13 protein-coding genes are annotated in these 15,317 nt (G+C 52.5%); 7 read left to right on the forward strand and 6 right to left on the reverse strand.

What is annotated here, in order from left to right; translation table 11 throughout:
• Positions 1-35: 35 nt before the first annotated feature.
• Entirely contained in the window at positions 36-965 is a 930-nt protein-coding gene (locus tag NYR02_RS01110; protein ID WP_260974553.1) for a LysR substrate-binding domain-containing protein, read from the forward strand.
• A 40-nt stretch (positions 966-1,005) separates the two neighbouring features.
• Here NYR02_RS01110 and NYR02_RS01115 read toward each other — a convergent pair whose 3' ends face one another.
• The 3 genes from NYR02_RS01115 to NYR02_RS01125 all read right to left on the reverse strand — a co-directional run bounded on the left by NYR02_RS01115 (position 1,006) and on the right by NYR02_RS01125 (position 4,102).
• A complete protein-coding gene (locus NYR02_RS01115) occupies positions 1,006-2,628 on the reverse strand; it encodes a sensor histidine kinase (RefSeq protein WP_260974554.1) in 1,623 nt (540 codons plus the stop codon).
• Between the two features lie 61 nt (positions 2,629-2,689).
• Positions 2,690-3,577 carry a bile acid:sodium symporter family protein gene (locus tag NYR02_RS01120; protein ID WP_260974555.1) on the reverse strand — a complete coding sequence of 296 codons (888 nt, stop codon included), beginning with the start codon at positions 3,575-3,577 and terminating at the stop codon, positions 2,690-2,692.
• A gap of 27 nt (positions 3,578-3,604) precedes the next feature.
• A complete protein-coding gene (locus NYR02_RS01125; protein WP_260974556.1) occupies positions 3,605-4,102 on the reverse strand; it encodes an Lrp/AsnC family transcriptional regulator in 498 nt (165 codons plus the stop codon).
• 391 nt (positions 4,103-4,493) lie between these two features.
• Between NYR02_RS01125 and leuA the strand changes: the two genes are divergently transcribed.
• Positions 4,494-6,179, forward strand: coding sequence for a 2-isopropylmalate synthase (gene leuA, locus NYR02_RS01130; protein WP_260974557.1), 1,686 nt, complete (start codon positions 4,494-4,496; stop codon positions 6,177-6,179).
• A 141-nt stretch (positions 6,180-6,320) separates the two neighbouring features.
• Positions 6,321-6,725, forward strand: a complete 405-nt coding sequence (locus NYR02_RS01135; protein ID WP_260974558.1) for a cyclophilin-like fold protein — start codon at positions 6,321-6,323, stop codon at positions 6,723-6,725.
• A gap of 140 nt (positions 6,726-6,865) precedes the next feature.
• On the opposite strand, the gene NYR02_RS01140 is transcribed toward NYR02_RS01135, so the two are convergent.
• The 3 genes from NYR02_RS01140 to NYR02_RS01150 all read right to left on the reverse strand — a co-directional run bounded on the left by NYR02_RS01140 (position 6,866) and on the right by NYR02_RS01150 (position 11,426).
• Complete coding sequence (locus NYR02_RS01140) at positions 6,866-7,351, reverse strand: FKBP-type peptidyl-prolyl cis-trans isomerase (RefSeq protein WP_260974559.1); 486 nt, start codon at positions 7,349-7,351, stop codon at positions 6,866-6,868.
• Between the two features lie 302 nt (positions 7,352-7,653).
• On the reverse strand, positions 7,654-8,994 hold the full coding sequence (locus NYR02_RS01145; RefSeq protein WP_260974560.1) for a DUF4124 domain-containing protein: 1,341 nt from the start codon (positions 8,992-8,994) through the stop codon (positions 7,654-7,656).
• Between the two features lie 59 nt (positions 8,995-9,053).
• Entirely contained in the window at positions 9,054-11,426 is a 2,373-nt protein-coding gene (locus NYR02_RS01150) for an ATP-dependent helicase (protein WP_260974561.1), read from the reverse strand.
• A gap of 386 nt (positions 11,427-11,812) precedes the next feature.
• On the opposite strand from NYR02_RS01150, the gene NYR02_RS01155 reads away from it, so the two are divergent.
• The 4 genes from NYR02_RS01155 to NYR02_RS01170 all read left to right on the forward strand — a co-directional run bounded on the left by NYR02_RS01155 (position 11,813) and on the right by NYR02_RS01170 (position 15,209).
• Positions 11,813-12,409: a DUF998 domain-containing protein gene (locus tag NYR02_RS01155; RefSeq protein ID WP_260974562.1), complete on the forward strand. Its 597-nt coding sequence runs from the start codon at positions 11,813-11,815 to the stop codon at positions 12,407-12,409.
• Positions 12,406-13,356 (forward strand): alpha/beta hydrolase family protein, encoded by a 951-nt coding sequence (locus NYR02_RS01160; RefSeq protein ID WP_260974563.1) that lies wholly within the window; start codon positions 12,406-12,408, stop codon positions 13,354-13,356. The genes NYR02_RS01155 and NYR02_RS01160 overlap by 4 nt, the downstream gene beginning before the upstream one ends.
• A gap of 11 nt (positions 13,357-13,367) precedes the next feature.
• Positions 13,368-13,589 (forward strand): NADAR family protein, encoded by a 222-nt coding sequence (locus NYR02_RS01165; RefSeq protein WP_260974564.1) that lies wholly within the window; start codon positions 13,368-13,370, stop codon positions 13,587-13,589.
• Between the two features lie 564 nt (positions 13,590-14,153).
• On the forward strand, positions 14,154-15,209 hold the full coding sequence (locus NYR02_RS01170; RefSeq protein WP_260974565.1) for a hypothetical protein: 1,056 nt from the start codon (positions 14,154-14,156) through the stop codon (positions 15,207-15,209).
• Positions 15,210-15,317: the final 108 nt, after the last annotated feature.

Genomic DNA, 15,317 nt, shown 5'->3' on the forward strand with positions numbered 1-15,317 from the left:
TATTATCACCATTATGAATAATGCGTGAGAAAGCCATGAGCCTGCGTTCCCTCGATCTGAATCTGCTGCCGCTGTTTGCTGCATTAATGGAAGAACAGCATCTGACCCGCGCGGCTGAACGCCTGCACCTCAGCCAGCCGGCGGTCAGTAACGCCCTGAAACGTCTGCGTCTGCAACTGGGTGACGATTTATTTGTGCGCACCGCCAGCGGCCTGAAACCGACTCCGCGCGCGATACAGCTGTATGCCAAAGTCCGTGACGGGCTGGAACTGATTGAACAGGGCTGGGCCGACCAGCAAAGCTTCGATGCCGCCACCAGTCGCTGCCATTTTCGCTTATGCGCCAATGGTGCGGTGGAATATCTGGCCGCGCCCTGGCTAATGCAGCAACTGCGGCAGCGCGCACCGGGTGTGGCGTTGCAGATAGAAACCGATCAGAGCCCGGAGATCGTGCAGCGCCTGCAGGATGGCCGCCTCGATCTGGCGATCGATTATGTTGATCAGCCGCAACCTGGGCTGTGCCATGCGCCGCTGCTGCAGGAATCGTTGGTGGTGATTGCCGCCCGTATCCATCCGCAGTTCCGCCCCGATCTCAGCTACGACGATTTTATCGCCCTGCAACATGTCAGCCTGTCACCGCGCAACCGTCAGGGCACACCGATTGAGCAACTGCTGGGGCATAAAGATCTGCCACGCCAGGTGCAGCTCTGGGTCAGCAGTTTTGTGTCGATTCCGCCGGTGGTTGCCAGTACCGATCTTATTGCGGTGGTGCCGGAGCGGCTGGTCAGACACAGCCCATGGCAGCAGCAACTGCAAATGGCTCCGCTGCCCTTTGCCTGCCCGCCGGTAGCGTTACAGCTGATCTGGCATCAAAGCCGCGAGCGCGATCAGGCACACCGCTGGTTACGGGAATTACTGCAGGAGCTGGTGACGATGGATGAGCCTCAGCGCATGGCCGAGGCATAAGAACGGCATGAAAAGACGTTGGTGAAAAGCAAATAAAGAATCAGTGGCGCGGGAAACGCAGGGTAACGACGGTGCCCTTGCCCGGAGAACTGTCGATTAACAGCTCACCGCCGTGATTCACCATCACGTTATAGGCAACGGTCAGACCCAGGCCGGTACCCTGACCGATTTCTTTGCGGGTAAAGAATGGGTTAATCGCGCAGCTCAGGTCTTCTTCGTTCATGCCGGTGCCGGAGTCTTTTACCATGATCGCCACCCATTCGTCCTGCATGTCACCGGCAATTTCAACGGTGCCGCCACTGGGCATGGCGTCGGCAGCGTTATGCAGAATGTTGTTGAACACCAGCCGCACCTGCTCTGGAATACAGGGCACCAACGGCAGCTGTTGCAGATGGCTGTATACGCGCAAGTCGTCACGCTGGCTGATGTTCTGCTCGGCCATGGCCTGTTGCATTAACTCATCCAGCGAAGCGGTTTCTTTCTGCTGATTTTCGCTGATGGCAAAGGTACGCAGCTCACTGACAATATTACGGACCCGTTCCAGGCTCTGTTTGGAGGTACGCACCAGATCCGGCGCATCGTCACGGACAAAATCCAGATCAATGGCCGTACGCATCTGGATCAGCGCCTGTGCCAGTGCCTTGTCGGCAATGCCGCCTTCGGCGGTGCGGTACTGGTCAGCCAGTGCAATCAATTCGGTCAGGTATTCACTCAGCGTGGCAATGTTGGAATACACCACGGCAATGGGGTTGTTGATTTCATGGGCCATACCCGCTGCCAGATGACCCAGCGATGCCATTCGCTGCGCCTGCAGCAGTAAATCCTGGGTGCGCTGTAATTCGTCCAGACTGCTCTGCAACTGGCTGTTGCTGTCATTCAGAGCCTGGGTGCGGGCTTTGACTTTTTCTTCCAGCTGTTCGTTCAGCTGACGGACACGGGTTTCGGCCTGCTGACGCTGGCTGATTTCACCTTCCATGGCGCGCAGCACATCGTTCATTTTATGCGCCAGGTCATCCAGCTCGCTGTTGCGCAATGAACCTTCGACCACCAGCGGTGCGCTGATGGGCTGGCGCGGATCAATCGCCATCAGACGTTCCATCAGGCGTTTTAGCGGGCTGGTGAGGCGCGCGCGGAATACCAGAATCAGCACCACCGCCAGGGCAATATTACGCAGTACATCCAACAGCAGGGTAATACCGGCACGGCGTTCAAAGCCCTGACGGGTCAGGCGTTCATCCGACCACACAATCAGATAGCCGATCACGCGCGAATTTTTCGAATAAATGGCCGGTTCCAGCAGCTCGACATCGTGGGCGCGGTAATAGAAAGAGTTGGCGGTATCGCTCAGCTCGCGCTTGCTCAGACCCGAGCGTTGCTCAAAGCCGGTGTCGTTTTCCACAATCACACTGGCCACCACCGCCGGATTCATCAGCAGGCTGTCGAGGATGCTTTTCATCGAACTGCTGTCATAGTTGTACAGCGTCAGTGCCGCCGGTCCGCTCTGTCGTTCCAGCAATTGCGCGGTCAGCTCATGATAACGACGGCTCTCGGCCGTGTAGTCAAAACCAATTTGCGCGGCGCTGAATAACACGCCCAGAACAATGCTGAAGCTCAGTACATAAAAGGTCAGCTTACTTTCTATCGATGACAGACGACTGGTCAAAATATGCCCCTGCAGGTAAACACCGCCCGGAGACCACGGCGGTAAAAATAGGCTTTGCTCATTATAGCGAAGATCCACCCATCGGCATGGCGACGGCAACCGGTTGACGCAACATCCGGCGGCCAATCAGCAGCAACGCCGGTAAGTTCATCAGGATGCCATAAAACAACGCCACCAGCGCCAGGTCCGGTCGCTGCAGGATGGTTGCGCTGATCAGCATCGCGGTACCGGCATTCTGAATTCCGACTTCCACCATCAGCGTAATGCTGCGGCGCTCGCCCAGTTGCAGCAGACGGCTAATCAGTGCCGTACTCATCATGGCCAACAAACACAAGCCCAGACAGGCCAGTGTCGCCTGCGACCATAACTGCGGCAGACGCTCGCTGTTGGCGACGGCCATGGCGATGACCAATGCCATAAACAACAGCAACGACAGACGATTCAGCCACGGCAATGCCGGCGATACGCGCTGCGGATAGCTGGCGGCCAAGGCCATTCCCAGCAACAGCGGCAGTACCGTAACCAGTAATAAGGGCATTAGAGTTGGCAGCCAGGGTAAATACAGATCAAGCTGATCCAGATTCAGCCACTGCAGTTGGGTATTCACCCACAGCGGCAGAGTCAGGGGGGCCAGTAAGGTAATCAGGGCGGTCAACGTAACCGACAGCGACGCATCGCCACCACTTAAATGACTGATAACATTGGAAGTGGCACCACCCGGACAAGCCGCCAGAATAACCAGACCTATGGCCAGCGTGGCCGGTAGCGAGAGCACCAGCACCAACAGGAAAGCCAGCGCCGGTAGCAGCAACAATTGCAGCGCCAGACCGAGCAGAATCAGTTTTGGCTCACGCGCCACGGCAACAAAGTGAGCCGGGCGCAGGCTCAGCCCCATCACCAGCATCATCATCGCCAGTGCCAGCGGCAACACAATCTGGGTTAACACCATAGTCTCCTTACAAAGGTGGTCGTCGCATCAGCGTGCCGCTAACGGCAGTGCCGTGCGATCCACCACTTTGCGCATCACAAAGCTGGAATGCACACCGCTGACGCCTTCAATGCGGGTCAGTGTACCTAACAGGAACTGTTGATACGCATTCATATCGCGCACGATCACTTTTAATACGTAATCCGCCGACTGGCCGGTAATCAGATAACACTCCAGCACTTCCGGACAGGCCGCCACCTGTGACTCGAAGTTATCAAAACGCTCCGGCGTATGGCGATCCATGCTGATGGAGATCAGCGCAAGCAGATCCAGCCCCAGACGCCGGGCATCCAGATGGGCACGGTAGCCCTGAATCATACCGCTTTCTTCCAGCGCTTTTACCCGACGTGAACAGGGCGACGGCGACAGGCCGACTTTATCCGCCAGTTCCAGATTACTGAGGCTGCCATCCTGTTGCAGCAATTCAAGAATACGCTGATCAATACGATCCAGCCGGGCCATGCCGTTAGGCATATCTGTGTTCATAAAACGACCTTTTAAGTGCTGATACAACGCGCCACAGTCAGGGCAATCCATGCCACTGAATAACATTAGCACAATTAACTAACATTAATATTTTTTACGCAATATTGTATCAAAATTAAGGGTAAACGATAGCAACTTTGCAATCATAAGCGCCATGATGCCGCATATACTGTGCACATACTGTTAACCAGATCATCTTCTTTACCGGAAGGCATCTGACCAGCGGCGTTCACAAGACACCGCATCCGCATCAACCGCCATAAGCGATTGAGCAGGTAAGACCCAAAAGGCCCCTACCGCAAACAGTAACCACAGAAATACCAATGGGCTTTAAAACCTGAAATGACGCAATAAATAACCAGATTATTTAAAATCTAAGCAAGGACCGGATATGAATACCCCGACCAACGCCCGCTTTAACCATCGTAAGTACCGCCCCGCAACCGTCATCGCTAAAACCGATCGCCGCTGGCCGGACCAGACTCTGACCACCGCTCCGCTGTGGTGTTCAGTTGATCTGCGTGATGGTAATCAGGCGCTGATCGAACCCATGTCCGTTTCCCAGAAGCAGCAAATGTGGGCCTTATTGGTCAGCATGGGTTTTAAAGAAATTGAAGTGGGCTTTCCGGCCGCCTCACAGCCGGACTTCGACTTCGTGCGCTGGCTGATCGAAGCCAACCAGATTCCGGAGGATGTCACCATTCAGGTATTGGTGCAGGCGCGTGATGAATTAATCGAACGCACCTACGAAGCCCTCGCCGGTGTGCGCCGTGCCGTGGTGCATGTGTATAACTCCACCTCGCCGGTGCAGCGCCAGCGCGTGTTTAATCTCGACAAGCAGGGCATCCTCGACATCGCCGTGAACGGTGCGCGTAAAGTCGCCAGCGAAGCCAAACGTTACCCGCAAACGGAGTGGGTATTCCAGTACTCACCGGAAAGCTTCTCCACCACCGAAGTCGAGTTTGCCGTTGAGGTCTGTAACGCCGTGATCGACGTCTGGCAGCCAACGCCGCAAAAGAAAGCCATCTTCAACTTACCCGCCACGGTTGAAAGCTCGATGCCCAACGTGTTCGCCGACCAGATCGAATGGTTCTGCGATCATGTCAATCAACGTGACAGCCTGATCATCAGCATTCACACCCACAACGACCGTGGCTGTGGTGTGGCGGCAGCAGAGCTGGCCATGTTGGCCGGGGCCGATCGTATCGAAGGCACTTTGCTTGGTAATGGCGAACGCACCGGCAATATGGACATCGTCACCATGGCGATGAACCTGTACAGCCAGGGTGTTGATCCGCAGCTGGACATCAGCATGGCCGATGACATCATCGCCACCGTGGAAGCCTGCACCAACATCAAGACTCACCCACGCCATCCGTGGCTCGGCGAGCTGGTGTACACCGCGTTCTCCGGCAGCCATCAGGATGCCATCCGTAAATGCCTGAGCAAGCAGCAGGACGACGAACCCTGGGATGTGGCCTACCTGCCGATTGATCCGCGTGATCTTGGCCGCAATTACCAGTCGGTCATCCGCGTTAACAGCCAGTCGGGTAAAGGCGGCGCGGCTTATCTGCTCGAACAGCAGATTGGTGCCACCTTGCCACGCTGGATGCAGATTGAGTTAGCGCAACCGATTCAGCGCCGCGCTGAAATGCAGGAAGGCGAACTCAGCCCTGAACAGATTCTGCACGTATTCCGAGCCGAATTTATGAACAACGATGGCCGCTACTCGCTGGCGGGCTACCAGATCGACAAGCAGGGCAATCAGTATCATGTGCAGGCGTCTATTAATGACGGCAGCCAGTTAACGCTTATTCATGGTCATGGCAGCGGTGCCATCAGCGCTTTCGCCGACGCCATGCACAAAGCCACCGGCATTGACGTACAGATTGTCCAGTTTGACGAGCAGGCCATCAGTGAAGGTTCCGATGCCACCGCCATGGCCTTTGTTCAGGCCAGCATCCGCGGCAGCCGCTACACCGCCGTCGCTCAGGATGGTGACACCCTCTCGGCCAGCCTCAATGCCATCCTGTTTACTATTAACAAGGCAATCATTGACAGCCGGGCCGTCGCCTGAAAACCAAGAAAATCAGCGCGGCAAAAAAGCCGCTCTGCTAGTCTGATCAAAGACCCAGCTGCAATGGAAACGCACCGCCAGCCAACCGCTGGCGGGTGCATTTATGCCGCCGGTTTTCACTGATCAGACGGGGAATTTTTTATGACAATACTGGCCATGCGCTTTGAAAATCACGAAATTCGTATTGCATTACGCCGCACCCCTACCGCTCAGGCCATTCTTAAGGCGGTGCCTTTTACCGCGACCGTTCAGACCTGGGGACAGGAAGTGATTTTCGACTGCCCCATACGGGTCAGTTGCGAAGATAATGCGGTGAATATTGTGCAACCTGGCGATATTGCCTTCTGGGCAGATGGCAGCAGCATTGTCATTGGTTTTGGCCCAACCCCCATCTCACGCCACGGTGAAATCCGCTTACCCAACGCCTGCAACGTCTGGGGTGATGCACTGGATGAAGTCAGCGCACTGGCCGATGTTAAAGCCGGTACCGTGGTTGCCGTGGATATTGCCGAACCCTTCGATCTGAAAAAAGCCAGCGGACAATAATCCAGTATTATTTAATTTTTCAGCAGCAATAAATACACGCCAAAAAACATTAAAAATCCATAAAAGACTCATAAAAAAACATAAAAAAAGCCGGCAGATGCGCCGGCTTTTTTTTAAGCATTTTATCCTTGGATAAATACTCAGTGCTGGTGACCACCTTCACCGTGAACGTGGCCATGGGCCAGTTCTTCTTCGCTGGCGTCACGTACAGATTCTACCTGAACGCTGAAGCTCAGAGACTTACCAGCCAGAGGGTGGTTGGCATCAACGGTTACAACCGCTTCGTCAACTTCGGTTACGATCAGGTTGATCGGGCCGTGTTCCGTCTGGGCGGTAAAGGCCATACCAGGCTCAACTTTTTCGACACCCTCGAACGCAGCCATTGGCACCTGCTGTACGCGGTCTTCGCTGTACTCGCCGTATGCATCGGCAGGAGCAACGGTTACTTCAAACTCATCACCCACCTGCTTACCTTCCAGTGCCTGCTCCAGACCCGGAATAATGTTCTGGGCACCGTGCAGGTAAGTCATAGGCTGACCACCTTCAGAAGAATCGATGACTTCGCCGCTGGCAACATCAACAACTTTGTAGTGAATGGTTACGATTTTATGTTGTGCAATGGTCATAAGGTGTTGTCCTTGTTGGGCCCGGCATCACCGGACTGAAATATAACCGCCTCGTTTACACAAGGCGTTGTGGCGTTACGCAAAGGCGACCCGGATAAACCTGTACGACCGATCTCTACGAAAGCGCCCAGTATAACAACTGGTTATCTGAGTACCACCCCCCGCCGCCGCTCACAGACCATAACGCGGTATGCGTTGCAGTAATGTCCGGTATATTCGAACCGCTGATATGACACGTCATCAGATACATCAGCCTCATGCGCCACGGCCAGAAAAAATGCCACAAAAGACACGCATCGTGATCAGTAATAATGCGTGCTGAAGCGACCATCCTGCAGCCAGCGGGCATAACGTTCGTTCACCGCCGCCAGCCCACCGGGATAAGCCTGATTAAAAAACCGCGCCGGTGCAAAAGGCGCACAAGGGTTCTGTGCGTAATGCCCCAGCGTTTGCCGCAACCAACGTTTGCCATCGTCGTGGTCGAGCAGAAAGAACACCATCGCTGCGGCACGGGCGTAATTATCTTCCTGCGCCATACCGTTAAATTCTTCGTGGTTGCGCCCGGCCAGCTCACTGAAACCCGTCAGCCCGCGCAGGCTCAACTGGCGGAAACGTGCGTCATCGGCTTTTACCTGAGCGGAATTCATTTGCCACTGCAAGCGCTCCAGATATTCCGCCATGCCCTCACTGAGCCAGATAGGTGTACTGCCCAACATACCGGTCATCATTGCGTGGGTCATTTCATGGCGGGCAATGCGCAGTGTCCACTCGTCACGCTGCTGACGGGCAAGATACGCCTGATTATGGCCACCACTGTAATAAGCCATCCAGCCGCTGTTCGCTCCCTGCTGCTGACGAAATTCATCAAATGCGCGTTGAGAGGCAAACAACACCAGATTCAGATTGATCTGCCGCCAGGCGCTCTGTGGAATAAAGCGCGTTAATATCCGATACAGTAAATCCGCCTCGCGCCGCAACTGAAACTCCAGCTGCGCGTCACCAGCCCAGCCAGGGTATTCCATTAAAAGACGCACCCCCTGCGTGGCCGCCGCGTATTGTTTACTGAGATCTTCGGCGGCATTCTGTTGCTGCGGACGATCACCAAAATGAACGTTGCCCTGGCTGTCGGTCCAGCGATAGACCGCCCCCCGCTCAACCTCGCGGATATCCTGCGTTGGCGGCCGCACACACTGATAATTACCGTGGCTGCGATAACCACTGTGCAGGGTCTCGGCCACGTCTGCCACCAGACTTTTTCCCGGTACGCTGCGAGTAGATGACGAATGATTAGATGCCGACTGAGTTGATGCCGACTGAGTTGATGCCGACTGAGTTGATGCCGACTGAGTTGCTGCCGACTGAGTTGATGAAGAGTGGGCTGATAAAGACTGATCGGATAAGCGCTGAGCACTGACGGATGTATTAGCGGTTAAATTGGCCGACGGAGAATCGGCGGCAGCCCGAGCATTAACTAATTGTGGCAACAACCAGCCATTGGGTTTAATCGCCAGCGGCAGTGGGCTTAAACTCAGCCACTGCTGGCGCTGTTCGACCGTACTGTTCAGCCAGAATAATTCCAGCGCTAATGCTGCCACCAGGGTAACAAACAACGTGGTTGAAATAATGCGCAGTAATGACTTCATGTCTCTTTTCTCCTGCTGCTTATCGGCATTGCTTACAGGCAATAAACCGACCTGGCCGGTTATTCATTTTCCATAAAGGCACTGGCGGTTTTTTTATCCAGCGTACGCGCCTGAGCTTCGCCGTCGAAACGGATTTTAATATAACGCTCATCTTCCGCCAGTACGACACCACTGCCCAGAGTATCGTGACGGATACGGCGCTGTGTTGCTGCGGCGGAGTATTTCTGTTCAATAATATAATTGGCAGGTGCTTTCGGATAACCCGGAGCTGCACGGCGCTGTACGCTGCCTTCACGGCCAATGGCAGAAGACGTGTCGAGGGTAAAATTCAGTTGAATATCCAGCGTTTGACAGTAATTCTGCAGCCAATCCGCCGGACTGCCATGCTGAACTTTCAGCGCAACGGAGTCGTCACCGGCATAGATGGCGCGAGCCATATCAACGCTGCGTTCAACCATTAATTCCTGCTGAAAACGGCTGCTCCAATCCCGTGCCGAACTTTGCCCCGGCCCGCGCTTCTGATCTTTTTGGGGATCAGGCGCAATTAAATGCAGTTGCTGTATGGCGCGGGTCATCGCCACATAGAGTAAACGCCGCTCACTTTCTTCGCTGGCTGGGGTAGTGAACTCACCTTCCGGGGTATAAGGATAATAATGGGCATTTAAACCGGGAATAATCACCACCGGCCATTCCAGGCCTTTGCTTTTATGTATCGAGGTTAAATGCACTCCGCCTTTACGCTCGCGGCTTTGCTTCAGGCGCTGCGCTTTTAATTGCTGTAAATAATCCAGCGCCGTTCGGCTGCTCTGCTCCGACTCACGCATAAAACGCACAAAGGCTTTAATGGTTTGCAGCCGGTCTTCAATCTGCTGCGCCGAAAACGCACTGTCGGCAATACCATCTTCCAGCCCCGACTGATCAATATACTGCTGCAATAAACGATGAGCAGGCATCGCTACATGCTCAGCACTGGCAAGAATTTCAGCGCGGGCATCCAGCTGCTGACGCTGCCATTTACTCATATCGTCCGGCACCGCCGCCTGCAAGGCCTCGCCAAAATCGGCATCGGCCTGCGCCAGCGTGCGGGCAATCTGCTCCAGCGTTGAGCGTTTAATCTTAGGATAAGGCGTGGTTAATACCTGCAGCCAGGCATCGGTACGCTGCTCGGTATTACGCGCAGCAAAACGCCCGGCCGAGATTTCCAGCAAGATCCAGAAAATCTGCAGCTCCCAGCGATCCAGTACCGACTGCGAATTATGCAGCTGATACGGAATGCCAGCCTGCAAAAGCCCCAGCTCTATCGGCGCACATAACGCCCATAAGCGGTTAATAACGGCGATGTTTTCCAGTGGCTGCTTTTCTGCCTCGCTTTTAATCAGGGTTAAAATCAGCGCCGGTTCATAACGGGCAAAATGCAGTTTGGCTTTCGTCTGCGGCGTGGACGGATGTGATAAACACAACACCGGCTCACGCTCTTTATTATGGGTTATCAGATGATTGGCCAACAGCGATAACGCATGACCATAGCGAAAGGTATGCGGTAATTGGTAAGTGCTGACCTGCTGCATCTGCTGATCAAACTTCTGCACAATAAATTCCGGCTTTGATCCACGGAATTCATAAATCGTCTGATCCGGGTCACCGATCACCATCACCGAACCGCGGCCACCGTAGAGTACTTCCAGCAGATGCTGCTGAATGGCATTAATATCCTGATATTCATCCACCAGAATCCATTGCATATGGCCACCAAACTGCGCGGCGACTTCCGGCTGATAAATAAAGGCCATGACCGGATCGTAGAGCATATCGGAATAGCTGATACGCCGTTGCTGACGGCGCCAGTCTTCAAACAGATCAAACAGGTCGATAAAGATTTTGCAGCTGTCGGGCAGTTCCAGCGCTTCAAATACCTCAGCCGGTGGCTGCAGACCGGATTTCACCAGATCAATAAAGGCCAGTGCCGGTTCGACCCATTTTTTCCGCTGCGACAGAATTTCCTGGCGGGTATCGTCATCCGCCAGTTGCTGCAGTAAACGCCAGACAATGGGCTCCATTTCGCTATCGGATAACGGTTTGCCCTGAAACGGCGGCAAGACACCCTGAGCAATTAAGCGCTGGTAAATACGCAAACCCAGAGAGTGAAAGGTACGTACCTCGGGCAACGCCTGACGAGGCAATAAGCGACCTAACTTGGCCTCAAAATCCTCCCGCGCAGCGCGGTTATACATCAGCACCAGCAGACGCCGCGGGCTTACGCCCTCGCTCAGACGGGCAGCAATAAAGTGCGTCAGCGTGGTGGTTTTACCCGCACCCGCCACCGCCACCACCTTGGCATGACCCTGCTGATGCGCAATCACCTGTGCCTGCTGCGGTGTCAGCTGCGGTGCCCGGCTTACCTGCGCCGTTTGCTGTTCCTGTGCAGAAGGCACAGCAAGCGCAAGGCCGGAAGGCGTATTGGGAGGTAGGTTACTGTTGGTCAAAGCGGGCACGGGCCTCTGGAGTTCAGTCGCCGGATTCTAACAGATTGGCGACACAGATTGATGCAGAGAGTGCCGCTCTTCGGCCAGGCACGGCTCTCTGGCAACGAAACCTATCCACAATCCGGATAAAGAAACGCAGAACCGGCATACCTGCAAGCATCCCGCAGGTTCAATCCAGCCCAGCCTCTCCTCCCACGCATTGACTACCCACTCAACAACAGACACTATGAGCAGCGATAAACACGCCTGATAATGGTGTAAAAGGGGCGACTGAACTGTTTGTGCGGCGAAACCGGCCCGGCATTAAATGACCAACTGTCAGAGGGAATTTAAACGTGCTTAGCTTTATTTCTTACACGGGAATCATTGCTTCCATCTGGATTGTAGCAGGCGTTATTATTGCCTCATTGTTCTATCCGAACTACAGCCATTCCAGGCAATTCTGCAGCGAGCTGGGTGCTGCTGGCAGTCCAACCCAGAAACTCTCTCCACTGATCAACAATTATCCTTTAGGGCTCTTATTTATCCTGTTTGGATACTACCTGATCAGCACCTATGCAGAGAGCACCGCAACCGTTGCAATCGGTATTATGGTTGTCATTCATGGGTTAAGTACCTGGGTTTGTGGCTTTTTCCCTATGGATGCGGACCCATATACCACGACCCCGACCATACCTTGCCAGATTCATTCCTGGTCAGGAGTGGTTCTATTGCTGTCGTTTATTGTTGCCCCGGCAATTGCAGTATTTTCGGATACTAACCCGACAGCCATCCGAGTATTCTCATTAATCTGCCTGCTTGGCTGTTTTTATTTTACATACCGGCTGAGCGTATCCTTTAAAGAAAGAACCAACCCGGGCACTCACCAGCGGCTGAGTTACGGCTTCCAGATTCTCTGGTTGTTTGGTTATTCTGTCTTCATGATCGCATGAACATTAAAGCCTTAACGCTGTTCGTACTGCTCATCTCTCAGGCGGTCTTCTCCCGAGGCTTACCTGCTACGGAATCCTTCGAGATAGCCAGAAACGATGGTACAAACATCACCTACTATCTGCTTGCTCAGGATAACCCGGAGAAGACACTGCTGGTATTAATACAGGGTTCCGATTGCAACAGCGTCCGCCACAACAAGCGGATTAACAGCGAATTCTCAGCGGTTATACCGCAAGCCAGTATTTTAACGGTTGAGAAATATGGCATTAGCGCCGAATTACCCTGGAGCAACGCTTCTGAAAGGGATGACTGCCCTGCTGCCTATATCGAAAACGACTCACCAAAGCAGAGGGTAAAAGACTACACCCAGGTGTTAAGCACCTTACGCAAAGAAAGAAAATATAAAAGAATCGTCCTGCTCGGAGGGAGTGAAGGTGCTGTCGTTGCCAACCTGCTCGCGTCAGAATTGAGTTACATTAATGCCACCGTATCACTCAACGGTGGTGCCCCCAAATTTATAGACGATGTTTTGCACAATATAAAATCCCAGTCGCCATCCGCTGAGGCATACCAGGAAGCCGCGAATGGCTTTACCGGCTTTTATAAACATATCCTCAACAGCGAACCCTTTGAGCTGAGTATGAGCGGGCATGGTTACCGGTGGTGGCGAAACATGTTTGAAATTGACCAGACCGCAATACTTTCCAAAGTAGAAACCCCAATGTTACTCATTCAGTCGGGGATGGATAAAAATGTTTCCGTACGTCTGGCTCAGGAGCAAGCGACAGAACTCGCTAAAGACCAGCCCAATATTGAATTTAAGATGTATAACAACCTTGATCATTCATTTAAAAGGCCCGACGGAAGCAGCAGGGTTGACGACGTTGTACAGGATATAAAGTCATGGCTGGATGATTCTCATAAACCGCTTAACAGCGATTCTTAATAAAAAATGAAGTGTGGTACCAAATTGACGGTTCTGCTTCGCAAAACCCGGAGCTGAAGGAATTTCTGCTCGATACCGGGGACAGCATTCTGGTAGAGGCCAGCCCTGTGGATGCAGTATGGGGAATTGGCCTGACGGCCGACGATCCGACAGCCTCTGAGCCACATAACTGGCAGGGCCAGAATTTGCTGGGCTTTGCCCTGATGCGGGTACGTGACCAGCTGAAATGCTAAACCACTACAATTCCAGGCTACTATAATGCCAGGCCACTACAATTCCAGACACTAAAAAGCCTCGCTAACCGTTTCCATCTTATCCCTCCGACATCCCTCACCGATACCCTGCCCGCCGGCCAAACCGTTCCTGATAGCGGAAATACCGACACTGTCGCCTTTTGCCACTTGCAACCATTTCTATCAATTATTGAACCCATCCGCGAATTTCAGTACTCTCGATCCACAGCAGGGATGCGCCAGATCGTTAATACGACAGAGTCAGACGACCGGGAACAACCGCCCTCCCCGCTTACAATCCCGAATAAGAAAGCCACGCAATTCCTGCCCTGCGTATATAAGGATGGGCGGCAGCGTGGCTGAAATAAAAAGAAAACAATAATGCGCAAAGTGTAAAGAGCGTTTCAGGGGAAAAACACGCAGGCGCGTTTATATCCTGACAAGAAAGAGAATAACGATGATTTTTACAGCCCGGACAATGGGTTAGGCTGGGAATCTGAATAAGGGCTTAGGTGTGTTAATGAGCATACCTACTAAGAAACTGTTAGGGTTCTAGGGAACATTATGCGAGATTCAATTCTTTATTATCCTCATATAGAAATTCAAAATGAGAAATGGCTAAAGTCCGCCATTTTACTTTGGGATAACGTCTATCGAATCGTCCCGGCGAGTTATACCCCAAAAGATTCAGATGAAGTTCTTAGGGCGTGTGACAATGATCTTGTAAGAGCAGTTTCTCTAGAAAAAGAGGATATGAGCCGTATTGCTCAAGACTTTCAAGATTTTTTGGATGGCATGCAATATAAACCTGCTGGCCTTGAGTATGATGAGTATGCTTACCTTCACCCAGAGAAAATTGACTCGACACTTTACCCTACGCTGGAAAAATACGCTCAAGGAGAGTCAGATGAGGGTTTTTTGACCTTGCCAAGGGAAGTTGTTAGAGGGTATATGTTCTTTTTGTCTACCGAAGTAGCAAAGCGTAGACAACTAGCTCGATGCACGGATGACAAATACTCTTTTGCTGTTAGCTCCTATTTCTCCGAAGCTGCAAATTTTGATGATTTTCTCTATGACCGCGAAGCTGAGGGATTCTATTCTTCATTAATTTTCGAAAACCTTCTCCCCCTGAATATTGATTCAATACCCATGAGTGCTGTAATCAAAGCTTCGGAAAATTCTAAAGATGAAAAATCAGCTTTTAAACTGCAGCTTAGCAAGTTTTCTGAACAACTATATAAGTGTGAATCAATTGATCACGGAAAGACCATAATTAATGACTTCAGAAAGGATCTCGAGCAGGCAAAGCAAGATCTAAAGGCATCGCAAGGTTTCTTAAATAAGGACGATGTTGGTAGCTTTTTTTCAATAGGCGTCCCTACTTCAGCTAGCGTTTATGGCGCACTACTTGGCGTGGGTGGCGATCCCTTTTCTCTATATTCATTCAGCACTTCTATGGTTATAGGGGCAATTGCAGCCTATAAAAACTACAAGAATACAAAATCACTTCAGGAAAACCCATCAGGTGCAGCATACCTTTTATTTTTAGAGAAAGAATTTTCTGGAACAGGACGTTATCCCGCTTTTGATAGATACCTGGAAGAGTTTATAAATGATTAACCCTAACAAACGGTTGCTAGGGACTGTGATCTTCCCCCGCTTTAACGGACACCAAAGTCAAACTGACGAGGTGTCCAATGCCAAAATATACTCAGCCAAGAAAGACTT

Source organism: Thalassolituus pacificus (assembly GCF_025318105.1).
Classification (GTDB): Bacteria; Pseudomonadota; Gammaproteobacteria; order Pseudomonadales; family Oceanobacteraceae; genus Venatoribacter; species Venatoribacter pacificus.